Annotated in this window: 26 protein-coding genes; 8 read left to right on the top strand and 18 right to left on the bottom strand. The window is 41.5% G+C overall.

Annotation, left to right across the window (positions count from 1 at the left end; translation table 11 throughout):
* Positions 1–547: 547 nt before the first annotated feature.
* Positions 548–2,527 carry a putative bifunctional diguanylate cyclase/phosphodiesterase gene (locus H6G32_RS15675; RefSeq protein ID WP_190459872.1) on the top strand — a complete coding sequence of 660 codons (1,980 nt, stop codon included), beginning with the start codon at positions 548–550 and terminating at the stop codon, positions 2,525–2,527.
* A gap of 180 nt (positions 2,528–2,707) precedes the next feature.
* On the opposite strand, the gene H6G32_RS15670 is transcribed toward H6G32_RS15675, so the two are convergent.
* The gene (locus H6G32_RS15670; protein ID WP_190459871.1) at positions 2,708–3,226 is read right to left on the bottom strand and encodes an SH3 domain-containing protein; all 519 of its coding nucleotides are present in this window, start codon (positions 3,224–3,226) and stop codon (positions 2,708–2,710) included.
* Positions 3,227–3,313: 87 nt separating this feature from the next.
* Positions 3,314–4,828, bottom strand: coding sequence for an AAA family ATPase (locus tag H6G32_RS15665; protein ID WP_190459869.1), 1,515 nt, complete (start codon positions 4,826–4,828; stop codon positions 3,314–3,316).
* Positions 4,829–5,270: 442 nt separating this feature from the next.
* Between H6G32_RS15665 and H6G32_RS15660 the strand changes: the two genes are divergently transcribed.
* Positions 5,271–5,846 (top strand): phytochelatin synthase family protein, encoded by a 576-nt coding sequence (locus H6G32_RS15660; protein ID WP_190459867.1) that lies wholly within the window; start codon positions 5,271–5,273, stop codon positions 5,844–5,846.
* 201 nt (positions 5,847–6,047) lie between these two features.
* On the opposite strand, the gene H6G32_RS15655 is transcribed toward H6G32_RS15660, so the two are convergent.
* The 8 genes from H6G32_RS15655 to H6G32_RS15620 all read right to left on the bottom strand — a co-directional run bounded on the left by H6G32_RS15655 (position 6,048) and on the right by H6G32_RS15620 (position 10,850).
* Positions 6,048–6,278 carry a hypothetical protein gene (locus tag H6G32_RS15655; protein WP_190459865.1) on the bottom strand — a complete coding sequence of 77 codons (231 nt, stop codon included), beginning with the start codon at positions 6,276–6,278 and terminating at the stop codon, positions 6,048–6,050.
* Positions 6,279–6,745: 467 nt separating this feature from the next.
* Positions 6,746–7,255, bottom strand: coding sequence for a YceD family protein (locus H6G32_RS15650; protein ID WP_190459864.1), 510 nt, complete (start codon positions 7,253–7,255; stop codon positions 6,746–6,748).
* 97 nt (positions 7,256–7,352) lie between these two features.
* A complete protein-coding gene (locus H6G32_RS15645; RefSeq protein WP_190459862.1) occupies positions 7,353–7,871 on the bottom strand; it encodes a Jag family protein in 519 nt (172 codons plus the stop codon).
* 2 nt (positions 7,872–7,873) lie between these two features.
* Positions 7,874–9,025 (bottom strand): membrane protein insertase YidC, encoded by a 1,152-nt coding sequence (gene yidC, locus H6G32_RS15640; RefSeq protein ID WP_190459860.1) that lies wholly within the window; start codon positions 9,023–9,025, stop codon positions 7,874–7,876.
* A gap of 239 nt (positions 9,026–9,264) precedes the next feature.
* Positions 9,265–9,654, bottom strand: coding sequence for a PH domain-containing protein (locus H6G32_RS15635; protein WP_190459858.1), 390 nt, complete (start codon positions 9,652–9,654; stop codon positions 9,265–9,267).
* A complete protein-coding gene (gene rnpA, locus H6G32_RS15630; protein WP_190459856.1) occupies positions 9,641–10,042 on the bottom strand; it encodes a ribonuclease P protein component in 402 nt (133 codons plus the stop codon). The genes H6G32_RS15635 and rnpA overlap by 14 nt, the downstream gene beginning before the upstream one ends.
* Positions 10,043–10,067: 25 nt before the next feature.
* Entirely contained in the window at positions 10,068–10,202 is a 135-nt protein-coding gene (gene rpmH, locus H6G32_RS15625) for a 50S ribosomal protein L34 (protein ID WP_015209090.1), read from the bottom strand.
* Between the two features lie 135 nt (positions 10,203–10,337).
* Positions 10,338–10,850 (bottom strand): DUF2808 domain-containing protein, encoded by a 513-nt coding sequence (locus tag H6G32_RS15620; protein ID WP_190459854.1) that lies wholly within the window; start codon positions 10,848–10,850, stop codon positions 10,338–10,340.
* Between the two features lie 754 nt (positions 10,851–11,604).
* Between H6G32_RS15620 and H6G32_RS15615 the strand changes: the two genes are divergently transcribed.
* The 4 genes from H6G32_RS15615 to H6G32_RS15600 all read left to right on the top strand — a co-directional run bounded on the left by H6G32_RS15615 (position 11,605) and on the right by H6G32_RS15600 (position 15,525).
* Positions 11,605–12,762, top strand: coding sequence for a Re/Si-specific NAD(P)(+) transhydrogenase subunit alpha (locus H6G32_RS15615; protein WP_190459852.1), 1,158 nt, complete (start codon positions 11,605–11,607; stop codon positions 12,760–12,762).
* Between the two features lie 145 nt (positions 12,763–12,907).
* Positions 12,908–13,201, top strand: a complete 294-nt coding sequence (locus H6G32_RS15610; RefSeq protein ID WP_015209093.1) for an NAD(P) transhydrogenase subunit alpha — start codon at positions 12,908–12,910, stop codon at positions 13,199–13,201.
* On the top strand, positions 13,198–14,604 hold the full coding sequence (locus H6G32_RS15605; RefSeq protein WP_190459850.1) for an NAD(P)(+) transhydrogenase (Re/Si-specific) subunit beta: 1,407 nt from the start codon (positions 13,198–13,200) through the stop codon (positions 14,602–14,604). The genes H6G32_RS15610 and H6G32_RS15605 overlap by 4 nt, the downstream gene beginning before the upstream one ends.
* Positions 14,605–14,775: 171 nt before the next feature.
* Positions 14,776–15,525 (top strand): hypothetical protein, encoded by a 750-nt coding sequence (locus H6G32_RS15600; protein WP_242046609.1) that lies wholly within the window; start codon positions 14,776–14,778, stop codon positions 15,523–15,525.
* Here the strand turns inward: H6G32_RS15600 and H6G32_RS15595 are convergent.
* The 8 genes from H6G32_RS15595 to petN all read right to left on the bottom strand — a co-directional run bounded on the left by H6G32_RS15595 (position 15,485) and on the right by petN (position 21,282).
* Positions 15,485–15,934, bottom strand: a complete 450-nt coding sequence (locus tag H6G32_RS15595) for a type II toxin-antitoxin system VapC family toxin (RefSeq protein WP_190459848.1) — start codon at positions 15,932–15,934, stop codon at positions 15,485–15,487. The genes H6G32_RS15600 and H6G32_RS15595 overlap by 41 nt on opposite strands.
* Complete coding sequence (locus H6G32_RS15590) at positions 15,931–16,209, bottom strand: hypothetical protein (protein ID WP_190459845.1); 279 nt, start codon at positions 16,207–16,209, stop codon at positions 15,931–15,933. The genes H6G32_RS15595 and H6G32_RS15590 overlap by 4 nt, the downstream gene beginning before the upstream one ends.
* 369 nt (positions 16,210–16,578) lie before the next feature.
* Entirely contained in the window at positions 16,579–17,034 is a 456-nt protein-coding gene (locus H6G32_RS15585) for a DUF29 domain-containing protein (RefSeq protein ID WP_190459842.1), read from the bottom strand.
* A gap of 128 nt (positions 17,035–17,162) precedes the next feature.
* Entirely contained in the window at positions 17,163–17,375 is a 213-nt protein-coding gene (locus tag H6G32_RS15580) for a hypothetical protein (protein WP_190459839.1), read from the bottom strand.
* 114 nt (positions 17,376–17,489) lie between these two features.
* A complete protein-coding gene (locus tag H6G32_RS15575) occupies positions 17,490–20,585 on the bottom strand; it encodes a GAF domain-containing sensor histidine kinase (protein WP_190459837.1) in 3,096 nt (1,031 codons plus the stop codon).
* Between the two features lie 92 nt (positions 20,586–20,677).
* The gene (locus tag H6G32_RS15570) at positions 20,678–20,845 is read right to left on the bottom strand and encodes a hypothetical protein (protein WP_190459835.1); all 168 of its coding nucleotides are present in this window, start codon (positions 20,843–20,845) and stop codon (positions 20,678–20,680) included.
* Between the two features lie 178 nt (positions 20,846–21,023).
* Positions 21,024–21,185 (bottom strand): hypothetical protein, encoded by a 162-nt coding sequence (locus H6G32_RS15565; protein WP_190459833.1) that lies wholly within the window; start codon positions 21,183–21,185, stop codon positions 21,024–21,026.
* A 7-nt stretch (positions 21,186–21,192) separates the two neighbouring features.
* Positions 21,193–21,282, bottom strand: a complete 90-nt coding sequence (petN, locus tag H6G32_RS15560; protein ID WP_012408302.1) for a cytochrome b6-f complex subunit PetN — start codon at positions 21,280–21,282, stop codon at positions 21,193–21,195.
* Between the two features lie 63 nt (positions 21,283–21,345).
* On the opposite strand from petN, the gene H6G32_RS15555 reads away from it, so the two are divergent.
* Both H6G32_RS15555 and H6G32_RS15550 read left to right on the top strand, forming a co-directional pair.
* Positions 21,346–21,735 carry a hypothetical protein gene (locus H6G32_RS15555; protein WP_309232606.1) on the top strand — a complete coding sequence of 130 codons (390 nt, stop codon included), beginning with the start codon at positions 21,346–21,348 and terminating at the stop codon, positions 21,733–21,735.
* 667 nt (positions 21,736–22,402) lie between these two features.
* A complete protein-coding gene (locus H6G32_RS15550; RefSeq protein WP_190459831.1) occupies positions 22,403–22,906 on the top strand; it encodes a MarR family winged helix-turn-helix transcriptional regulator in 504 nt (167 codons plus the stop codon).
* Positions 22,907–22,909 lie beyond the last annotated feature (3 nt).

The following is a 22,909-nucleotide window of genomic DNA, read 5'->3' as shown; positions in this document are numbered from 1 at the left end:
AATTGTCGAGTACTCCCCACCTGCGATACCATTTATTTGAGAAAATTGAGGAATTTGAACCCAATTTCCACTTTCAATACCTGCTTCTACCGACTTAAATCTCTAGTAACACTAGACTTACAGTAAGCATAACTTTAATTTATTAGCTGAGAAATTTGCTAATAAGTAGTTTTTTGTTCGACTCTCTTCAGCAACTTGACATTATATAATCTGATTATTTTAAATAATCTGTTATATATTTGTTGTCAACATTACAAAATCTCAACATAAAAGTATATTTAGTAATAAGATCCATTGATTATTTCTATCTTATTATCTATACAAATACTACAATAAGCGGTTTAATATTGATTGATAGTCAGAATCAAAGCAAAATTAGGAAATTTATCACTAAAGGATGATTTCCTCCGAGAATCGTATAGTATGTAATTAATTAAGGATCACCAATATAGGACTAGATTCTCAATAATTTATAGTAATTTGGCATGAACATTAAAAACTCTGCCCAGAGAAAAATAATCCATTATCTACTACAGCAAAGACTACCATGATGTTGTTGATGGTCGGTTTGTTCAGTTACTTGGGAGCAAAATTAATTGGGTTATGTATCTCAAATTTACTGTTGGCAAAATTCCGGAAAATACAAGTAGATGCTCGCCATATTCCCGACCTACCTCAAGCGGAAGTAGAACAATTTTGTTTAACTCAACAATTACATAGAGAAACTGCCGAACGCCAGCGCATCCAAAATGAACTAGAAAAATCTCTGTCTTGGCAACAGATGACACTAGAATCAACCACCGACGGTATTTTAGCGGTGGATACTCAAGGCAATATCGCAGGTTTTAATCAAAAGTTTGTCCAGATGTGGTGCATTCCTGAGTTACTTCTGGAGTCAGGAAACTACAAACAAGCTCTGAGAGTAGCCCTCAAACAGCTAAAAAATCCCAGACAGCATCTGGACACAGTTAGAGAATCATACCTTAAACCTGATATCCAAATTTATGATGCGATCGCCTTTAAAGATGGGAAAGTATTTGAGCGATATTCCCAACCGCAGCGCATCGGTCAAAAAATTATCGGTAGAGTCTGGAGTTTTCGGGATGTCACTGCTCACAAAATAGCAGAAGCCACAATTCGCCATCAAGCTTTACATGACCTGTTAACCGATCTACCGAACCGAGTATTATTTAATCAGCGGCTTTCTGAATCCTTAGTGCAAGCGCGTCAGAACAGCAGTAAATTAGCAGTGTGTTTTTTGGATTTAGACCGCTTCCAAACCATTAATGAGACCCTAGGTCATGCCATTGGGGATCAATTGTTACAAAATGTTGCCCAACGTCTGAGCAAATGTCTGCGAGCGGGTGATACTATTGCCCGTTGGGGAGGTGATGAATTCACCCTTCTTTTACCAGAAATTAGTAATATTCAGGATGCTATTCATTTCCAAGAGCAAATATTAGCAGCTTTCAAATCAGAATTTTACATTGAGAACCACTACTTGCATATCAGCCCCAGTATTGGCATTGCCATCTATCCCATTCATGGAGAAGATGCAGAAACCCTGATAAAAAATGCTGATGCGGCGTTATATCGTGTTAAGTCCCAGGGACGGAATAACTATCAGTTTTATCAATCAAAAATAAATTCACAAGCTTTAAAATTGTTAACTTTAGAAAACAGCTTGTACTCTGCCTTAGAACGAGAAGAGTTGATAGTTTACTACCAACCCCAGGTGAAAATAGCCACGGGTGAAATAATCAAAATGGAGGCTCTACTGCGTTGGCAACATCCAGAATTAGGTTTAATTCCTCCGGGAAAATTTATCCCACTTGCTGAAGACAATGGACTGATTATACCCATTGGTGAATGGGTTTTAAGAACTGCCTGTACACAAAATAAAGCTTGGCAAGATGCTCTTGATTTACCATCCTTATCAGTGGCAGTTAATCTCTCTGCACGACAATTTGGCCAACCTAACTTAGTCGGACTGGTGAAGCAGGTATTATCAGAAACCAAATTGAACCCCCAGTATTTGGATTTAGAAATTACCGAAACTATTGCTATGCAAGATGTTGACTTTACCAGAAAAATTTTGAACGATCTAGGTAATATGGGGGTTTCAATTTCCCTAGATGATTTTGGTACAGGATATTCTTCTCTCAGTTATCTGAAAAATTTTCCTGTTCATGCCTTAAAAATTGATAAATCGTTTGTGTGTAATCTGACTAGTAACTCTAATGATGCTGCCATCACAACAGCGATAATTTCTTTAGCTAATGCACTTAATTTGAAAGTTGTTGTCGAAGGAGTCGAAACCGAAGAACAACGCAATTTATTGCGAATTCTTAAATGTGAATTCATGCAAGGCTATTTTTTTAGTCGCCCTGTATTAGCTGAAGATGCCACAACACTACTAAAAAAAAGCAAATCCCAGAGGGTTAGTAGCTATCTTGAAAATAAGACAGATGGCAGATGGCAGATGGTAGATGGCAGAAAAAACTTTTCATCCTTCATTGTGAATTAAGCTTCGTCAGTAGGTAGACATAATTAAATGTCAAAGGAAAAATTTGTTGGTAGTCAGTAATTTATATACTCCTGTAAAAAAATCTTATTTTATTATTTTAAAATACAGATAAACACAGAAAAATTATCTATGTTTATCTGTTGTAAGTTCATACTTACAAAATTGACTTTCGCCAAAAAATTATTGTTGTTGTGGTTTTTCGTCAACTCGTTGAGTATTCGCTGATTTCACCCAACCTTCTTGTTCACTACCTTCGGCGCGAATCTTTTGCCAGAGTTTATCATCGCTTTCTTCCAAGACGATAATTTTTTGATTAGCACTAACTCCTCCAACACTTTCAGCATCCTGCTTTGGTTCGGTACGCAATCTTAAGCCTTGAGGCCAGGTTACACGCCCTAGGTAAGCTCCCGGAGGTAATTCCTTGGGTGATTCTGTAGGGCTGGGGATAGGGCTAGGGCTAGGGCTAGAATCCGGGCTGGGACTAGTACTGGGACTAGTACTGGGGGTGGGTGAGGCTTTTACATTGATCGCTTTTGGGTTTTTGACTTTCACCGAGGCATTATCATTAGCAAACATGGGTTTGGCGGGGGGTATGGCGGTGCGATTGACGAAATAGAGAGCAATTGTAGCGCTGCTACCTATTAAAACGACGATCGCTAAGAAAAACCCTAGTATAAATTTTAGTAAGCCAGAAAACATAATTACAACCTCTACACCATTAGTCAATAGTCCATAGTAATTGATCATTAACTATTGACTATTGACTAATAATAATTGACTAAGTCATTATTGCAACTGCCGTTGAATGCGTTCACTCAAGGGACTGTTTTTTGAAGCTAGACGAGCTCTCCCAGAGGCAGCCCATTCTTGTAGTTTTTGAATTTGCTCCACTGCGGTTCGAGCCAAGGGGATAATCTGACTGGCGGCTTCTAAAATATCGTCAGTAGTAAAATCTCGATTTTGACTATACCCAATATGCATGGCTTCTATTAGGGTTTGCTCAATCTCGGCTCCTGAAAAGTCGGGCGTTTCATAAGCTAACCTATCGATGTCATAACTTTTCAAGTTATGGGGGCGCAGTCGGGATAAATGAACGTTAAAAATTGCTTTTCTTTCTTCTTGGCTGGGTAAACCCACAAAGAAAATTTCATCAAATCGCCCTTTGCGGAGCATTTCCGGGGGTAAAGCCTGAATATCGTTGGCGGTGGAGACAACAAACACCGGTGATTTTTTTTCGGCTAACCAGGTAATAAAAGTCCCAAACACCCGGCTTGTTGTTCCCGCATCGCCTTTACTCCCCAATCCTGAAAAGGCTTTATCTATTTCATCAATCCACAAAACACAAGGGGCGAGGGCTTCAGCTACTTGGATCATTTGCCTGGTGCGGGATTCTGATTCACCGACTAAACCACCGAATAAGCGCCCGACATCGAGGCGTAATAATGGTAAATGCCAATGATGGGCGATCGCTTTTGCTGTTAAAGATTTACCAGTTCCTTGAATCCCCACCAACATTAAACCACGGGGGTGCGGTAATCCGTACTGTCGCGCTCGTTCTGTAAATGAGCCTCCCCGGCGGATTAACCAGTCTTTGAGGTTATCTAATCCTCCTATATCAGAAATCTGCTCAGTGGCGGGGTAAAAGTCCAGGATTTGGGTTTGGCGGATAGTTTGGCGTTTTTCTTCCAAAACTAAATCCACGTCCTCTGGCTGCAATTCTCCGTGAGTGGCGATCGCCTTCGCTAAAACCCGGCGGATTCTTTCCATCGACAGCCCTTGACAAGAGCGCACCAAGTCATCTAAAACTTTCCCCGAAAGGGAGTTAGTTGTAGATTGCAATAACCGTTCCACCTCGGTTTTAATTTCTGGCGCTGCGGGTAAGGGGAACTCAACCACTGTCAGCACTTCCATTAAATCGTCAGGAATAGCGATGCGCGGCGATAGTAAGACGATATTTTTTGGTTGCGACTTCAGGAGTCGGGCGAGATTGCGGAGTTTGCGTGCGATCGCCACATCATCTAAAAACCGATGATAATCTCGGAGAATAAGCACCGCAGGCGCAGAAGCTGGTAATTTTTCGATAAACTCCAAAGCCTGCAACGGGTTACGCCTTCCAAACCCCGCGTCATTAGGGTTTCCCTGGTAGCCATCAACAAAATCCCAAGTATACACAGGGCGATTACCTTGGTTTGTCGCTTCTTCTCGAATTGCAGCTTCTACCCGTTCTTCCTCATAGGTAGGAATATAAATCAAAGGGTAGCGGGCGCGTAGCAGCAGTTTAAATTCTTCACGGAAATTCATAAATAGCTGTTAGTGGTAATTAGTTCTTATCTCATTGTTAAGGGTTGTATTGTGTCTAACAACTAAAACTCTCCCCTTTCCCGTGCTAAGGTGTACGCACAAGTTATCCGATTACCCAAAAGTTTTTTTAAATCTCAAAGAGTCCTGAAAGAAATCCCTCTCCTTACCAAGGAGAGCGACAGGTAAAGCGATAGCAGCACCAGGGTGAGGTTTTGTTTCCTGTGTTATCGCAACCATAAATTGCATCGAGAGAGACTTGTGTATACACCACAGCCTTCGCCGTACAAGAGCTTTTGGAGTTAGGTTTGAAAAATCTTCGCAGGTAAAAACCGACTCCTGAACAAGTCTCTCTTACTTAAGTAACATTATATTAATCGATGTTTTTTAATAGACAGCTTTATGGTATTAAATACGTGATACTGACTAATATCTATTCAATCAAATGCCCAGCAAAGATTTACTAAAAATCAAATTGACAGAGTTTCAACAACCTCTCAGATGTTGTAATGTAACCGCCCTCGCTTATGCTTTAAGTTCTTTAGGTTATCCAACATCAGTTGATGATTTATTCTATGTCACCCAGTTGCCAATTGCTTCTGTTCTTGATGATGGAATGACTCTGGCAGAAACCTATGATACCTGTATTAAATATATTGAGGCCGCAGGCTTACCACTCTCTGCAAAAGTTGAGCATTTTGATAAGTCAAGCATGACATTTGATGCATTCACTAAAGAAATTGAAAATGCTGTTCTAAATGAAAATGACATCCATATTCTCAACTTTAATACTAAAATTGCTCACAACAATTCGGCATTAGAAGGTGGACATTTTTCTTTATTAGCTGATTATGATTCCGCAACCCAAGAGATTACGGTAGCCGATACTAACCCCAAACGATATACACGGTTTTGGAAATGCTCTGCAAAGCGTATGTATGATGCCTGTGTAGACAAAGATTCTGCCTCAGATCGTTCACGGGGAATGATTATTGTGCAAAAAGTTAACCCTAGTAACTAGAATCAGATATTGCTGAAGTGGACTGATAAATATATTTAGTCCACTTTAGTAAACTTTAGCTATTAGCCTGAGATTAAAATTTCAGACAGATGTGAGAGATATAGCAATCCTATTTTATTTGTGAAAATCAAGCAAGTAACTCAGATCCCCGACTTCTCTAAGAAGTCGGGGATCTTTTAGATTATATAATCAGCTTAAAAATCACGGCTTATCTTTACTCAAGCATATTTTCAACTCTTCCGCCAGTTTAGACAAAAACTCAGGCTGATTTTTAATTAGCCATTTTGTAATTTTGTACGAGTGTTTAGTTTTTCTAAACTCTAATAAATTTTCACACAATTCTTGGAACACCTTTTCAAGAATACTCGCCCCATGAATCTTAGACAACCAATTATCATCAGAAACATCTTCTTTTTTGACACCTGGAAGCAAATGGCTTTTTTCCTGCTTGATTTTGTCGAGATATTCCTGAATTTGAGTTATGGTGGCAGGTGTTTCTAACCATGTAGCTTCTTCATTAATTATCGCTGATATCGCTTCTGGATAAAGTAGATATTAGTTCAATCAAAGGAATAATCGAGTGCGTTTGATCATCTTTTGTCAGGTAGCGCACTAAATTCGTGCGTTAGGGAACGCACCCTACTGGCGTGACACGCCTTAAATGTTGCTTTAGAAAAATGCTCGAAACTTGATTGAACAAGAACAAAGACCGAAAATCTATTGCACTATTTTAGCGTCACGCCACTACAGGTAGGATGCGTTCCCTAACGCAACAAAAAAGCCTAAACAGAGGGTAAATTTCTACGGTGCGTAAGTCCTAGTCTAATTTCTTTAGTGATAGTTTCACTAGCTATTACTCAAATTCTTGACTTGAGTTCTTGACAAAATTATCAAGCGGCTTAGGATTCTGGAAGTTGGTTTTTTAAGTTTTGTAAAGAAGCCCAACGACGGTCAATCGGCTTTTCAGGAGTATTAGCAGCAACAGGTTTAATACCTGGACATTTGCGATCGCATAATTGCCTTTGAGGTACTGCTAAACACATCTGCTCATACAACCACTCGCTGGGATAAAAATAACCCTCTGGTGAGACAGTTTCAACCAAATCTTCCACAGTCACTTCTCTCTCTAGAGGTAAGTCTTGGTCTTCATTAGCCGTTTCATCCAACCAGATAATTTCCTGGGTATCAAGGGCCAAACGTTGATTGTATTGCTGCAAGCAGCGGTTGCAAGTACAAGTGATAATTGTTTCTGCCTGAACGGACACTTCCAAAAAAGTACCTTGATGCCGCACGCGGAGACTACCGCGTACAGGTGTCAAAGTTTCCAAACCAGGCAGAAACTCCTGAACTTGAATTTCCTCTGTCCGCTCCGGGGCCTTAGTTAGCTGCGGAATAAAAATTGCGTCCATAGGATTTGTGAGACACCCTCACGAAAAGTTATCTTGATGACCAGCATTTCTGCTGTTACTACATCTTTATTTTAGCGCTTAGAGATTTTGTACTCAATCAGCTAGCTTCAATCGCTGGACGAATTACCAAATGGCGGTTTGGCTCTTTACCACGACTAAAGGTTTCCAAATCAGGAAAGTCCTTCAAAAAAGTGTGAATTTGCCGCCGTTCAGCCGAACTGAGAGATTTAATTTCCACTTCTTGACCAAGAGAGCGTACTTCTTCTACTGCTGTTTCAGCTAAAGCGCGAATTTCCGCTTGTCTTTTGACGCGGTAGCCATTCAACTCAATGGTGTAAGAGGCTTGCTGCTCCTCTGGTTGGTTCAAATTGAGAACCGAATTTGCTAGATACTGAATCGCATCTAACACAGAACCATCAGCGCCAATTAACAGCCTGATTTCTGCCAGCGTCAAGTTGGTGCTATCAATCGTCAACCAATAGCTCTCGGTTTCTGAAGAATCATTGCTTAAAGATGGGGTAGTTTCTAAACTACCCCTAACCCCTGTATTTATACTTGTGAGTTCGAGCAGTGTTTTTAACCACTGCTCACCTCGCGCCATAGTACTAGTGCTCATGATCAGCTTGTAGCCTTTTTCTTAGAACTTTTTGGCTCAAACGGCAACGTCTTAGGTTCTGCGCTTGCTGCTTCTTTTTCCTTTTCCTGGATTTCTACAATTTTTTGTAGTTCCTCCGGTAGAGGTTCGCGGGAGAGAATATAGGTTTGCAAGGTTTGGAAAATATTACCAATCACCATATACATCAGCACCCCGGCAGGTAGAGGGAAAAACAGAAACATCCCAGAAAAGATGACTGGGGTGATTTTGTTAACCGTATCTTGCTGCGGGTTGCCACCGCTGGAATTTTGCCCAGAAAGCAATTGGCTAACGTAAAGACTGATGCCAAAGAAGACGATCATCGAGACGATATCCCAGTGGACTTTGCCATCGGGATCAACTGCACCCACCCTACCTAAAGCATCGATAAAGAGAAATCCTTTATTTGCTGCTAATCCAGGGATTGAGCCTTGAATTGTCACGTCTCCTGCCTGTAAGGCTTCAATATTGCCCTCAGCATCGATTTTGACCCGATCTTCTCCTTTGGTGATTGTCCACTGAGGAGTTAACTGATTTTCTGGGTGTTCTGCTAAGAGCACCTGAAATGGTTTGCCTTCAAGAGTCTGATATTCAATCTTGGTTTTTTCGCCTACTGCCAATTTGCTGCCTCCAGGAAGGATTGCAGTAATACGAGCGTGTTCCCCATCAGCAATGTAGATGTTTTGGGGAGGAGTGGCAAAGGCTTGGGGTTGAATTCGCTCGATTTGTTCAGCGGGAAAGACTTGCAGATTAACGGAGTAGTTTACACCAGAAAAAGGTGAACCCCGCAAAGTAGCAAACAACGCCAATAACACTGGCATTTGTAACAGCAGTGGCAAACATCCTGCTAATGGGTTGCCAAATTCTTTTTGGACATTGACCATTTCCTCCTGCTGCTTTTGCGGATCGTCTTTATACCGCTCTTTGGCTTCTGCCATCCGCTTTTGCATTAGAGGCTGCACAACTCTCATCCGTCTCATGCTGCGAATTGATCCAGCACTTAGGGGATAGAGGGCGAAGCGGACTATCAATGTCAAGGCCACGATCGCCAATCCATAGCTAGGCACAATACCATAGAAAAAGTCTATGATTGGCAGCATGACGTTGTTCGAGAGAAACCCGATACCAAAATCCATTATTCTGAATTAAACCTGAGGTACTTTAAACTGAACTGAATCTAATTTATCTAAATCATGATTAGTATGCGACTAGCGTTAGCTACGGATAGCCGCACACAACCGGAAGTCGAAATTCAAAATTCAAAATAGAGCCGACCGCACGCTCCGCGAACAAAATTCAAAAATCTTATATCATCAGCTTCTGGTTAATTTTGAATGCTCGTTTCATTCCCACCATAGTCCACTAGCCTAGCTGACTACTTAGCAATATTAGTAGACTGGGCATTTTTGGTAGCAATTCTTTCGCTAATGTAGTCATAGACTTCCCGAAAATTGGGTACAGCCCGCATTTCTAGCAAGCTGCCATTTCTCAGGGTAAGAGCCATATCGCCCCAAGCGCCAATACCACGGGGGACTTTGACAACTTTGACAATTTCTGAATAAATTACGTCAGTGCGATCGCGCCCCATCCAACCACCCATCACAGTAATTCGGCGGTCAGTGATGCGGAAGCGCAGCCACAAAGCCCTGACAATTGCCCCAACTGTCAATGGTATACCAACCACGGTTAGCCCAATTAACAGATTGATGATTAAATCCCCAATATGGGGCCCACCTTCATAATAAATTTCTTCACGAATGCCCATCGAAAACCTCTGCTTGTGCCAACAACTGCTCTAATTCTTGCAGAAATTGTTGGCTTCCGCACTTAGATTCTGCTGCCGTTGGTTTTACAACTACTACTAGCCGCCATCCTCGTGATAATTTGGGCAACAATTCATAAAAAGCCGCGGTAATCTGGCGCTTGATTTTGTTGCGGACTACTGCTCGTTTGCTAACTTTGGTGCTAATGGAAATGCCAATTTGCGTACTGACAAGATTAGCTTTCGCGGCAGCATCCAAAGAAGGCTCTTTCAAACGCCGTGGTTTCAAGGCTCTCAATGTGAAATGAGAGCTTTGACGCCGAATTCCTTCCCGGAAAACTGCCTGGAAATCTTTTCGGGATTTTAGTCGATTTGCTTTGGGCAAGGCCACAGCTGTTCTTTTTGCAGGTTATACCCTAAACGCTCAGACGATGGCGTCCCTTTCTTCTCCTGGCGCTGATCACGTTTCTCCCGTCTGGTGTCCGCATTCTGGCGCGAAATCCAGATGTTCTTTTTCTCTTACGGCAAGTGCCGCCCAGGGTGCGCTGCATACTGTTCTCCTCTTAGGCGATTTTTATAAAAAGTCACAATCTGTAATTTTATCACTTTAATGGTGAGAAAACCGGATTTAGGGAAAAAATTTACTAGCAACCAGTTATGAGTAACAACTGACTACTGTCCACAAATCAAGAAATGCTCAAAATCCAGGTGCCCAAGTAACGTAGTAGGGGTACATCGCCGGGGGAGAGAATCTGGCAATTGAAATAATAAACTCCACCGAAGGATGGGTTTTGCACGTTAGATAATACTAACTCCACCTTACTACCTGCTGGCACTGGCTCTTGAGGAAATATTTCCAGGACGCGACCTTCTTTATTCCACTTCACCTCAGCTAGGGGAACTTTTTTCCCTTTGACCTTGACTGCAATATTTTTGGTATCAAAACTTCCTTTGTAATAATTTGGGTAGGTAACGGCAAATTGGGCAACTGCCAATTTCATCTTTTGGGCAGGAATTCTTAAGATGTAGCGATCCGTGCTATTGGTTTGTCCACCAAAATCTAACCGAAAGGGCAACTGATTTTCGCTTTTGACGCCGCTAAACAGTGTTAATCCAGGTAAGGTTTGCCCCCAGGTCATCACTGGGAAAGCAGTTAATAAACAGCCAGTTACAGCTAAGGTAGAAAGTACACGTCGCATAGTTAAACTCCTCTAGCAGATAGTATGGTAAGTCTGTAATCTCAATAAATGAGCGTTAGTATTCTTAACTAAACTTTACTCTGACTTCATGACAATTGACGTGAAATGCTCGCAAAAAGTGCCATTATCTTTAGAGTCTTGAGCGATCGCCTACACAAGATGCAATAAATTTTACCTATTATTGTTGGACTTGATGCCCTCTAGGTCATCGGCGCGAGCAAATGGGCAGTAGATAGAAACACAGTAGTGATTTGTTAGTGTTGACAAATATGTATAAGTGTATATAAAATCAAGGGCTTTGTTATAAAAATTGAGTTATACCATTGGCGATCGCCACTTAACTTAGGATAAATTGATTAAAATAGCTTGAACGAAAGCAGCAATCATTAAAAAATTAATTGGGAAATTATCAAGCTGGAGAAATTTGATCAATATTGCACTTATGTCAGAAAGTAATACCAAATTTTTTCAATCCCTAAAAGAAGCTAAAGACCAAGATGGAAAATTGGGGAAGCAACATAGGATGTGCAGTATGTAAACCGGTTTGCAACTATCTGGAATTATGACGTCTGCAAGCGGCAAAGTTAGCTTTTGCCGGGAGAACTCAGAGTGGGAAAGCAAAATTTCAAGGTTCAATCTAAAGCGAAAAAATCATGGCTGATACTGCCCGGCTATGGGCTATCAGTGCGGGAAAACCCTCATCGGGAAAATTCCATAGTTAGCAGATATTAGGTACTTATCTCCAGGAGATTTCATGAAAATAGCAGTTGCTAAAGAAATTGAAGTTTGGGAACGTCGTGTAGCATTGATTCCTGACACCGTGGCCCGGTTGGTAAAACAAGGTTTGGAAGTATGGGTAGAAAAGGGTGCGGGAGAGCGAGCCTTTTTTAATGATGCAGACTATGAAGCCGCAGGAGCCACAATAATTAGCGATCCTGCCACATTATGGGGCGAAGCAGATATCCTGCTCAAAGTTAGCCCACCCGAAGAACGAGAAGATGGACGGTCAGAAATTGATTTGCTGAAAGTTGGATCTGTCTTAATTAGCTTCCTCAATCCCTTGGGTAATCCAGTGATAGCCCAGCAACTGGCAAATCGTAAAGTCACAGCCTTGGGGATGGAATTGATTCCCCGCAGCACGAGGGCGCAAAGTATGGATGCTTTGTCCTCCCAAGCTTCACTAGCAGGCTATAAAGCAGTATTGATTGCTGCTGCGGCATTACCAAAATATTTCCCAATGTTAACCACAGCCGCCGGCACCATCGCCCCAGCGAAAGTATTTATCATGGGAGCAGGTGTGGCAGGATTGCAAGCGATCGCCACCGCTAGACGCCTAGGAGCCGTAGTAGAAGCCTTTGACATCCGTCCAGCCGTTAAAGAAGAAGTCCAAAGCTTAGGGGCGAAATTCGTCGAAGTCAAACTTGAAGAAGAAACAACCGCCGCTGGTGGTTACGCCAAAGAAATCTCCGAAGCTAGCAAACAACGCACCCAAGAAGTTGTTGCCGAGCACGTCAAAAATTCCGATATTGTGATCACTACGGCCCAAGTCCCTGGCAGAAAAGCACCAATACTTGTCACAGAAGAAATGGTGGCACAAATGAAACCAGGTTCAGTAATTGTAGATTTAGCCGCCGAACAAGGCGGGAACTGCGCCTGCACTGATCCCGGCAAAGATATTGTCTGGAACGGCGTGACAATCATCGGCCCCATCAATCTGCCATCATCGATGCCAGTCCACGCCAGCCAATTGTATGCCAAAAACATCACATCACTGATGCAACTGCTGATTAAAGACAAAGCCTTACAGGTGAACCTTGCCGACGACATCGTTGATGCAGCTTGTGTTACCCACGCCGGCGAAATTAGAAATCAACGAGTCAAGGATGCACTGCAAGCCTTGGCAGTTAGGTAATGGGTAATCGCTAATGGGTAATGGGTAATCAGTAATGGGTAATGGGTAATGGGTAATCGCTAATGGAAATTAATCACCTGTTCCCCAATCCCAATGGCCAATGACTAATGACCAATGACTAATGACTCGAAGGAGATTTTATTTCATGACAGAAGCATTAATTGCTGCATTGTTTGTATTTGTTTTGGCATCTTTCATTGGTTTTGAAGTCATCAACAAAATACCCCCTACCCTACACACCCCCTTAATGTCAGGCTCAAACGCGATTTCTGGCATTGCGGTACTGGGGGCGATGGTGGCTGCTGGCGCTAGAGAGACGAATTTGTCAGTAATTCTCGGTTTGATTGCCGTAGTACTGGCAACCGTCAACGTCGTGGGTGGTTTTTTAGTCACAGACAGAATGTTGCAAATGTTCAAGAAAAAGGAGATTAAGGCGTGAGCGACTTTTTACCAACTGGCATTCAGCTGACGTACTTAGTCGCTGCATCTTTATTCATTCTCGGTTTGAAAAAGCTGGGTTCTCCCGCTACAGCCAGAAACGGTAACGTTGTCGCTGCTGTGGGGATGTTGCTGGCGATCGCTGCCACAATGTTAGATCAGCACGTATTAAATTACGAGATGATTTTGATAGGTTTGGCCATAGGATCAGTCCTGGGTGCGATCGCCGCTTACAAAGTCCAAATGACCGAAATGCCCCAAATGGTGGGCTTACTCAACGGCTTAGGCGGTGCAGCATCCGCACTAGTCGCCGTAGCTGAATTTTGGAGATTGCTGGATTCTTCAGCACCCATACCCCTAGATGTCAACATTTCCATGTTATTGGACGTGTTAATCGGTGGTGTCACCTTCACAGGTAGTTTTCTAGCCTTCGCCAAATTGCAAGGTTTAATCAGCGGTTCCCCAATTACCTTTCCATTCCAGCAACCATTTAACCTCTTACTACTGGGGACATATTTGGCGGGAAGTGCCTATTTACTCATCACACCAGATAGCCTGCCCGTATTCCTCGCCGTAGTTGCCGTTTCCTTGGTGTTGGGTGTAATGTTCGTCATCCCCATTGGTGGCGGCGATATGCCCGTAGTAATTTCCCTGTTAAACTCCTTATCAGGTGTAGCAGCAGCAGCGGCTGGTTTCGTGGTGATGAACAATATGTTAATCATCGCCGGCGCATTGGTGGGAGCTTCCGGCTTAATTCTCACCGAGATTATGTGTAAAGCAATGAACCGCTCCCTCTTCAGTGTGCTGTTCAGCGCTTTCGGTTCAGGTTCAGCTACAGGTGGTGGTGCTGCGGCTGGTGGCGCAACCGATCAAACCGTCCGCAGCATCGATCCCGAAGAAGGAGCGATGATGTTAGGTTATGCTCGTTCTGTAGTAATTGTCCCCGGTTACGGGATGGCAGTTGCTCAAGCACAGCATAGCGTCCGCGAGTTGGCAGATCAACTAGAACGGATGGGTGTTGATGTTAAGTATGCCATTCACCCTGTAGCGGGAAGAATGCCGGGACACATGAACGTATTGCTAGCTGAAGCAAATGTAGCTTATACCCAGTTATACGACATGGATGATATTAATCCCCAGTTTGAACAAGCAGATGTAGCTTTAGTAATTGGGGCAAATGATGTTGTAAATCCTGCGGCGCGTACTGATGTTAGTAGCCCAATTTATGGGATGCCGATTTTGGAAGTTGATCGAGCAAAGCAAACAATTGTAATTAAGCGCGGGATGAGTACCGGTTTTGCCGGTGTAGATAATGAGTTGTTTTATAAGGATAAAACGACGATGTTATTTGGTAGCGCTAAGGATATGGTGGCTAAGTTGGTTTCTGAAGTGAAGCAGCTTTAAGCCTTTTGTAGGGGTGTAGTTTGTTGCTATACCCTTACTTTTTTCTCACGCAGAAGCGCAGAGAGGTTGGGAGGTTTGTTTCGCGCAAAGTCGCAAAGGAGCAAAGATAAAAGAGAATTAAAAGAATGCAATTAATTGTAAAAAACTCCCAAAGCGTAATATCAAATATTTATGAACAGTCAATTTTTTTTGAATGATGAGCTTGTACAAAAAAGAATTGATACATTTTATGGATATGGTAATTATAAAGGAAAATATTGGTTTATTGGTATGGAAGAAGCAGGAGGAGAAGACTTTAACGATATTAATGACAGAATAAATATATGGGCAACAAGAGGGCAGAAGGAAATAGACGATGTTGCAAAATATCATGAAGATATGGGAGCATGGGATGCAAAAATACAAAATACATGGAAGGGATTAATTCGTATTACATTAAGTGCTAATGGAAAAGAGAATATTGATACAGAAGATGTTCGTCAATATCAAGTAAATAAATTAGGTAGAGAAGATAAAGAGACTTGTTTATTAGAATTATTGCCTTTACCATCACCATCTATTAATAATTGGATATATGGTAAACATTCTAAGATTCCTTTTTTATCTGATAGAGATACTTATAGAAATTATTGTATTGAGAAACGAATAAATCATATTAGTCAGAGAATCAAAAAATATCAACCTAAAGCTGTTGTTTTCTACGGTATGGGATATGAATATTATTGGAGAAAAGTAACAGATATCGCCTCTTCTCTTTCTTCCTTTGCGGCTTTGCGCCTAACGCACTTCGTGCTAGAGCCTCCGGCACGCTCCGCGAACGCTTCGCTGGTGCGTGAAAAAAAAGCGATACCTACAGTAAGCTACGACAACCCTAATATAATTAAGCCTGCGCTGCAACACCACGTGGCTCAACAGCTATAATTTCCGAAAACCGTTTAAAATCATCAACATTAAATGTTAATAGATGTGTAATATTATGAGCTACCATAGCCGCAGCTAAACGTGCATCATGCACCTGTTTTCCCATAACTTGGTATTTAATAACAAGAGATTCCCACTCAGTAAAAATTAGTGGTGTATCCCATTCCAATATAAATATCTTTTTAAGTTTTTCGCTTTCTTCTTCTGCTTGAGTGATAGATAAACCTAAATCATTTTTCTCAATTGGTCTTGTAGCAACAGCCCAAAATTCAATTATATTTTGTGGGATAATACATAAGAAATCACCTTGTTTTTTGAGCGTTAAAATTGCCCTTTGAGTATCAAGGTGCATGGGACTATTTTTTTGTACTAGACGCAGTAAAATATTAGTATCTACCAGATATTTCATAACATTTCATCTTCTCTGGTATAAATACCATCACGACTAATAGCTGCATCTGAAAGTGGTGGTGCTAAAGCAAAAGCAGGACTATTGATTAAATTTGTTAGTGCAGTTTCCCACTCCTCCTGAGTTGCTACTTGAGAAAAAGATTGTTCCTCCTGATTTGTCAAACTATCTTCAATCAAAGATTCAAGATAAGCTTCTACTGATAAACCTTGTTTAGTAGCTTGGGCAATAATACGAGCTTCTATTTCTGGTTTCAATTGTAGCTGTATAGTCATTTGTTGTCTCATCCTGTTGAATGTAACTTAACTAACATGAAACAGCACATTTTATTACCTGTACATATAACAAGTATATAAGATCAGAGTTGGCGATCGCTCTTAAAAATCCCAAACCTCCAAAATGCAATCATTTCCAACGTGCATTGCCCTCTTCTTACTCTCTCTGCGGCTTTGCGCCTCTGCGTGAGACAAAAAAGATATAGCCACACACCCGAAAAATGCGATCTGCTGAAAGCAGCAGCGCTTCGCTATCGCGCCTTCTTTTTCTTCCTTTGCACCTTTGCGCCTAACGCACTTCGTGCTAGAGCCTCCGGCTCCCGTAAGGGATACGCTTCGCTGGTGCGCGAAACAAAAAACCGATTGTGATTAACTTGGGAAGAAATCAGAGTCTAAGGTTTCATCAACAGAAAAAGGATAGTCTTGAGGAAAAATAGACAGAGGAAGTCCAGTTTCAATAGATGCTTCTTTGCGAGCATGTTGGTAACAAATATCAAAAACTTCCGTATAATAGCTTTTTAGGCTAGGACTATCTAAAAATGCTTCTTGCAATCTTTGACGATGTTCATAGATAGTGTATAACCAGCTATTGGATCGGTTTTGGGGTTGAAATTTGTATTTGAGAAGGTGCATTAAAAGCACTCTAAGATTACTCCTTAAAGCATTTTTATCACTTCTTCCCATACTTTCAATTTCTTCAATTAAAATTTCTAAATCCAACTCTAAGAAATTCTTATTTTTTAACAAATAAGCAGTTTTCTCTAACCATAAATTATAATCTTGTGCGTAGAGATTATTGGTTGTATGAACAGATTGATTGCTCATAATCTTCTCCTTTATGGATATATGATTTTAGCATCACTTCTCTTGTAATAAAAAGATAGATAATTGCTGATTTAAGTTAATCTTTTTATTCGAGTAGTAATAATCAAGCTCAGTTTCAAGCCAAATCGCTATTTTTGTTGTTCTGCTTCCCGCAGTTGTTGCTCTGTCCGCTCATAGGGTTTCGTCTTCGGTTTCCAAGAGGGAGACAGACCCATAAAAAAATTGTTCATGGCTGTACGGGTTTGAGTGCTAGCTTGACCTAGAGCACCAGGAAACACCTTATCACCTCCTGCCACAAATAGCAGAAAGCCAATAAGTATAAAAGGTAGATATTGTTTCATGTTTAAATCCCCTCAAGCTAACTTTTTGCAAAACTTCATCAGGCGATGTTCCTTCAAAAGTTCTAACAATTGTAAATCATCAGATCATCATTTGCGCCAAACAAATACTTTAACCTACCGTTTCATCGGAATTTTTATCCAAATCTCACAACCGTTACCAGGTTGAGAAACACACTTGATTTGACCGCCATGTTTTTCCACAATAATCTGGTAGCTAATTGATAGACCTAAACCAGTACCTTGACCAGGTTGCTTAGTTGTAAAGAAAGGTTCAAAAATACGCGATTCCATCCCCTCCGGAATACCACAACCGTTATCAGCAATGCGAATCTGGATATAATTTCCTTCAATGACTGCTGTACGAATCCAAATTGTAGGATTTTCAATTATTTCTCCAGCAGATGCTAATTTTTCCAGAGCATCAATTGCATTACTCAGAATGTTCATAAACACCTGATTCATCTGAGCTGCATAGCATTCAACTAGAGGCAAATCACCATATTCTTTAACTACCTCAATAGCTAGGGATTTAGTCTCTGGTTGCAGCCAATGTTGCAAAATCAAAAGAGTGCTTTCAATACCTTCATGCAAATCAACAGGCTTCATTTCTGCTTCATCAAGTCGAGAAAAAGTCCGTAACGACAAGACTAATTCACGGATGCGATCTGCCCCCATCATCATAGAAGTGAGGATTTTGGGTAAGTCATCAGCAATAAAATCTAAATCCAGTTCTGCTGCTTGCTGTTGAATTTCCCTTGTTGGCTGAGGATAGTTTTCTTGGTAAAGGCGCAGCAAGTTTAGCAAATCTTTAGTATGTTGAGTAACGTAGGGGATATTACCGTAAATAAAGCTAATCGGGTTGTTAATTTCATGGGCTACCCCAGCAACTAACTGCCCTAATCCAGCCATTTTTTCACTTTGAATTAACTGGCTTTGAGTTTTCTGCAATTCTTTGAGAGTCTGGGTAATTTCTTCTTTTTGACGGCGAGTTCGTTCGAGCAATTCCGCTTGCTGAAGTCCTACCCCCAATTGAGAACCAATTTGCACCAGCAAATCTACTTCATCCTCTTGCCAATCATAGGGTTCTGTATTTTGATACGCTGCCAGTAATCCCCAGAGTTTCTCCCCCTGAAAAATCGGCACAATCATATAGGCCCTCGCCTCCATTGGCTCAATTAGGGCAAAATGGCGATTAGAATCATTGCTGGTGTGGGTATCTTTAATGACAAGAATTTTACCCTTAGCGTAGTCTCCTCCTTGGGTTTTTTGCAGATAATCATCGGCAATTACAGGCACAAGTTCCCGTATCGGTGTCCAACCATAGGCTAATGACTCGGCAACAAATTCCCCACTCCAATCAGGGCGGAAGCGATAAATTGTCACTCGATCAACTTCCAATAGCCGCTGCACTTCTTGAGTACTGGTAGCAAAAATAGTATTCAGATCAAGAGACTGGCGAATTTTCTCCACCGTTGCTGCTAATGCCTTTTCCCTTTCGGTAGCTTTAGCCAGTTTCTCCGCTTGCACCTGCACTTGTTTCAAGGACTCAGCTTGCTGTAATGCTACCCCCAGTTGGATGCCAACTTGGGCCAGCAAGTTGATTTCTTCATCTTGCCAATAACGGGGTTGGGAGTTTTGATAAGCTACTAGCAATCCCCACAATTTTTCGCCTTGAGAAATCGGGACAAATATTTCATTCCGTGCAAATTTACCTGCTTTCGTCCCTTGCAAAAGGAGCCGTTCCGTAACTGGCTGTGGCTTAACCATTGGCGTCCAACCATCAACAATGGAATCAGCAACAAATTCCCCACTCCAGTCAGGGTAGAAGCGATAAATTGCTACTCTTTCTACTTCTAATAACCGCAGAACTTCTTGAGTAGTGGTTTTAAAAATGGTGTCAATGTCAAGAGACTGGCGAATTTTTTCTACTGTGTTCGCTAGTCCTCTTTGCCTTTCCGCAGCTTTGCTGATCTCTGCTGCTTGGGTCTGCATTTGTTGTAAAAATACAGCTTGCTGTAAAGCTACACTAAATTGGCTGCCAACTTGTGTGAGCAAGTACACCTCATCTTCTTGCCAATCACGAGGCCCGGCATTTTGGTAAACGGCTAGCAAGCCCCAGAGCTTTTGATTATGAAGAATGGCAATGATTACATAAGCTCTGGCCTGATAGCTCTCTAAGACTTTAATGTAGCAGTCGCTAAAGCCAGTGTTGTAAATATCATTACAAACACGGTATACTTCACCTCTACTGAAGCGACCACCCTCTGTGTCTTGTAAGTAAGTATCAGTCACTGGGGGTGCAATTAAGTCTTGCAACCGACATTCGCTGATGTTTTCACCCAATTCTGGGCGCTGTAACTGCTCTAGCATCAGGGCGTCCCAACCCTCTGACAGAGATTCAAACACGAATTCACCACTCCAATCTGGATTGAAGCGATAGATAGCCACGCGATCAGCTTTTAGCAAATGCCTGAGTTCTTCGGTGCTGGTGCGGAAAATACTTTCTAAGTCTAGAGACTGACGAATTTTCTCAATGGTTTTGGCTATTATTTTCTGCCATTCCGCTGCTTTTTCTCTGGCTTTTGCTTGTGCTAGTTGTGCCGATTGTAGTTTTACCTGTTCCAGGTAATCTGCTTGCTGCAAGGCAACTGCCAAATGTTCGGCAATTAGTTGCACAAACTCAATTTCTGATCCTTCCCATTGCCGTGGGCCGCTACATTGATGAATACATAGCAATCCCCATAAATCTTTACCTTTCATCAGGGGGGCAGCTATATTGGCACGTACTTGGAATCTTTCTAGAATTTGGACGTGGCAATCGCTGGCACTATCAAGATAGATATCAGCGATCGCTTTAATCCGACCTTGTTGATATAGTCCGGCAAATTCCGCAGCAAAGCAGTGGTCGCGCAGTTTAGTTGCCAATGCTGGAACCCATTCTGTTCCTACATCCTCATAGAGAAATTCTCCTTCCCATTCCAACTCAGGATAAAACCGAAATACCCCAACTCTGTCAGTGTTCAGAAGCTGGCGCACTTCGGTGACTGTAATTTTGAAGATGGTGTCTATATCTAGAGACTCGCGAATGTGAGCAATTACTCTAGACAAAGCTTTTTGTTGGTCACCCTGACACAGGGAAAATGTCATATCTGGCTGATATTTTTGTTGGGAACTTGATTGTATTAGCTCTATTTTAGCTAACTCCGGCATAAGCCTCTCACTCACCGCAATAGCGGGAGTAATGAGTGAGATGAATGCCGGGACAAAAACGATGCAAACTCTGAGTAAATTAAGCCGCAAGCTTAAGAAGGAATCGGGTTAGGGTCGTTTTTGTGAATTTCTGTGTTCGGTCGTTTATCAATCCAGCCTTCTATCAGACTGGTAATAGCCTTTTCTTTATGCACCGTATAAGCTCGTAATTTATTTAACTGCCTTTCTGACAATCGTATATGTAAATCCTTGTACTTCATTTGTGTAGAAAACGCGAACAATATTGCTGGTAATATATTTCCAGAAAGGAAGTGATTTAAGTGTTGAACGCAGTTTGATTAGATTTATAAATCTAAGAATATAAGGACACGACAATACCGTGTCCTTAAAAAATATTTTTGGTCGCAGAAAATAGCCCTATATTTGCTGCATAGAGAATTATCGCCGCTTGGGAGTGTTGCGTCGGAGTTCGCGTGCTTCGTCTTCTCGACGTCGGCGATCGCGCCAATCTGCCAGTGTCAAATAACCAACACCTCCAGTGACTGCTACCAGAAGCAGTACAGCAACTAAAGCCAAAATACTCAGGAATGGATTTTCCACAATTCCTCTACAGTCCGTTGCGTCCCCAAACTACCATTGCAATTGACCAAGTGAATACAACTAGCAATGATACCCAGCCCAGTGTCAAAATCTCCATAGTCTTTATTTTCAATAATTACAAGAGGTCTCTAATATTTATCATACCGGGAAAGGACAGTTGATGAATCAACTGCATTGGTGGAGGTGTTGGACAATTGTGAATCTTCATTCAGATATTCAACTGATGGTAGAACCCTTAGAATCCCTCAAGGCTCTAATAATTGGGGGTTTATCTCTCGGTTTAGCTTTCCTGATTACCAGTTTTGTGAATGCTTTAGTGCTAGCAAAGTATTTTACGATACTTACCAGTTGGCAAATTACTCCTCTAAATTTACACTTTTGGCTGAGTGGGGCGATTGCTAGGTTCTCTGGCTTACTGGTTGGTGTCACCTACCGCTATATTATCCCCTTAGATAAAAATGCCCAACTCAAAGCTGGTGGAGTCTTTGCCTTTGGTTTAGTGCGGGGATTAACCCAGATAGAAGTTGGTTGGAATTCTGCTGGCTCTTGAAAGTGTATTTTGGTTTGTGTTGGCGGAGCCGCTGCTGCTTTGGTGCAGATCACTCTCGATACCGCCTTGCAAATTGGCTGGATCAAACCTTTTGCTTCAGCCTAATTCAGTATCACATACTCACTAATTAGTCAAGCAAGTATTTAGATGTTTCCACGCTTACTTGGATAGTATATTAATCACGATTAATATAATCATAACTTTCATCTGAATACTCTGATGAAAAATCCTAGATACTGGATAGTGATGGCATCCAAAAATCATGTGCAAAAGCAGATCAAAGGTGATTTTATGCAAGCCTGTCATGGCAAAAAGTAACCGCTTAAATGCCTGAACGTCAATAAATAGGTGATTTATTAGCCCCCGAAACTTAAATTTGGGTGCCAGGAAAAATGTCAAGCTTTCACAGTAATCGCTAGAGTTATCGGCAAGGAAACCTATGATTATGATATAAGTAATAAATTTATTCTTTTCTGGCGCGAGATCCAGTTTTTTGATGGTTGTGAAGCATCTATATTTCCAGTAATACCCCATCTGGATTTTATTGAGAATCAACTTTACTGAGTCTATATATTGAGATTTGGTTTATGGGAAATTCACAAACCTGATTTTGATGTAGTTGCTAGCTTGATGTTGCCAAATAGAGAAATAATAAAGAGAGTGAAATTTGACATTGCCGAACAACCAAGTATTTCAGTTTGAGAGTCCAGATGATAGCCCAGGATTTTTACTCTGGCAGGTATCTAATTTCTGGCAAAGGAAAATGAATAATGGACTGAGCCATCTGGGATTGACTCATGTACAGTTTGTCTTACTAGCAGGAATTATTTGGCTAAGTCAAGGGGAAGAAACAGTTACCCAAGCCAGGTTAGCTGCTCACGCTAAGACAGATATTATGATGACTTCCAAAGTTTTACGTGCTTTGGAACAACGATGTTTAATTAAACGAGAAACTGATGCCAAAGATACCAGAGCAAAGGCATTAAGCATAACTAATAAAGGTTATGAGTTGACAATAGAGGCAATTAAGATAGTCAACAAAATTGATCATGATTTTTTCAGTGCCTTGGGTCAACAAGCAGGCGATTTTAATCAGCATTTGCAGTCAATTATAGATGGCACCAAACCCTGTGAAATGGCGGGATGGAGTGATAAGCAGAATAACTTATGACTA

Origin of the sequence: Cylindrospermum sp. FACHB-282, from assembly GCF_014697195.1 — a bacterium.
GTDB lineage: Bacteria > Cyanobacteriota > Cyanobacteriia > Cyanobacteriales > Nostocaceae > Cylindrospermum.
The sequence above is the reverse complement of the archived record's forward strand: the minus strand, read 5'-3'. Positions and strand labels throughout refer to the sequence as shown.

Bases quoted from the DNA above. Each gene is read 5' to 3' on its own strand.
- H6G32_RS15675 (WP_190459872.1), top strand. From the start codon at position 548: ATGATGTTGTTGATGGTCGGTTTGTTCAGTTACTTGGGAGCAAAATTA.
- H6G32_RS15670 (WP_190459871.1), bottom strand. From the start codon at position 3,226: ATGTTTTCTGGCTTACTAAAATTTATACTAGGGTTTTTCTTAGCGATC.
- H6G32_RS15665 (WP_190459869.1), bottom strand. From the start codon at position 4,828: ATGAATTTCCGTGAAGAATTTAAACTGCTGCTACGCGCCCGCTACCCT.
- H6G32_RS15660 (WP_190459867.1), top strand. From the start codon at position 5,271: ATGCCCAGCAAAGATTTACTAAAAATCAAATTGACAGAGTTTCAACAA.
- H6G32_RS15650 (WP_190459864.1), bottom strand. From the start codon at position 7,255: ATGGACGCAATTTTTATTCCGCAGCTAACTAAGGCCCCGGAGCGGACA.
- H6G32_RS15645 (WP_190459862.1), bottom strand. From the start codon at position 7,871: ATGAGCACTAGTACTATGGCGCGAGGTGAGCAGTGGTTAAAAACACTG.
- yidC (WP_190459860.1), bottom strand. From the start codon at position 9,025: ATGGATTTTGGTATCGGGTTTCTCTCGAACAACGTCATGCTGCCAATC.
- H6G32_RS15635 (WP_190459858.1), bottom strand. From the start codon at position 9,654: ATGGGCATTCGTGAAGAAATTTATTATGAAGGTGGGCCCCATATTGGG.
- rpmH (WP_015209090.1), bottom strand. From the start codon at position 10,202: ATGCAGCGCACCCTGGGCGGCACTTGCCGTAAGAGAAAAAGAACATCT.
- H6G32_RS15620 (WP_190459854.1), bottom strand. From the start codon at position 10,850: ATGCGACGTGTACTTTCTACCTTAGCTGTAACTGGCTGTTTATTAACT.
- H6G32_RS15615 (WP_190459852.1), top strand. From the start codon at position 11,605: ATGAAAATAGCAGTTGCTAAAGAAATTGAAGTTTGGGAACGTCGTGTA.
- H6G32_RS15610 (WP_015209093.1), top strand. From the start codon at position 12,908: ATGACAGAAGCATTAATTGCTGCATTGTTTGTATTTGTTTTGGCATCT.
- H6G32_RS15600 (WP_242046609.1), top strand. From the start codon at position 14,776: ATGAACAGTCAATTTTTTTTGAATGATGAGCTTGTACAAAAAAGAATT.
- H6G32_RS15595 (WP_190459848.1), bottom strand. From the start codon at position 15,934: ATGAAATATCTGGTAGATACTAATATTTTACTGCGTCTAGTACAAAAA.
- H6G32_RS15590 (WP_190459845.1), bottom strand. From the start codon at position 16,209: ATGACTATACAGCTACAATTGAAACCAGAAATAGAAGCTCGTATTATT.
- H6G32_RS15585 (WP_190459842.1), bottom strand. From the start codon at position 17,034: ATGAGCAATCAATCTGTTCATACAACCAATAATCTCTACGCACAAGAT.
- H6G32_RS15580 (WP_190459839.1), bottom strand. From the start codon at position 17,375: ATGAAACAATATCTACCTTTTATACTTATTGGCTTTCTGCTATTTGTG.
- H6G32_RS15575 (WP_190459837.1), bottom strand. From the start codon at position 20,585: ATGCCGGAGTTAGCTAAAATAGAGCTAATACAATCAAGTTCCCAACAA.
- H6G32_RS15570 (WP_190459835.1), bottom strand. From the start codon at position 20,845: ATGAAGTACAAGGATTTACATATACGATTGTCAGAAAGGCAGTTAAAT.
- petN (WP_012408302.1), bottom strand. From the start codon at position 21,282: ATGGAGATTTTGACACTGGGCTGGGTATCATTGCTAGTTGTATTCACT.
- H6G32_RS15555 (WP_309232606.1), top strand. From the start codon at position 21,346: ATGAATCAACTGCATTGGTGGAGGTGTTGGACAATTGTGAATCTTCAT.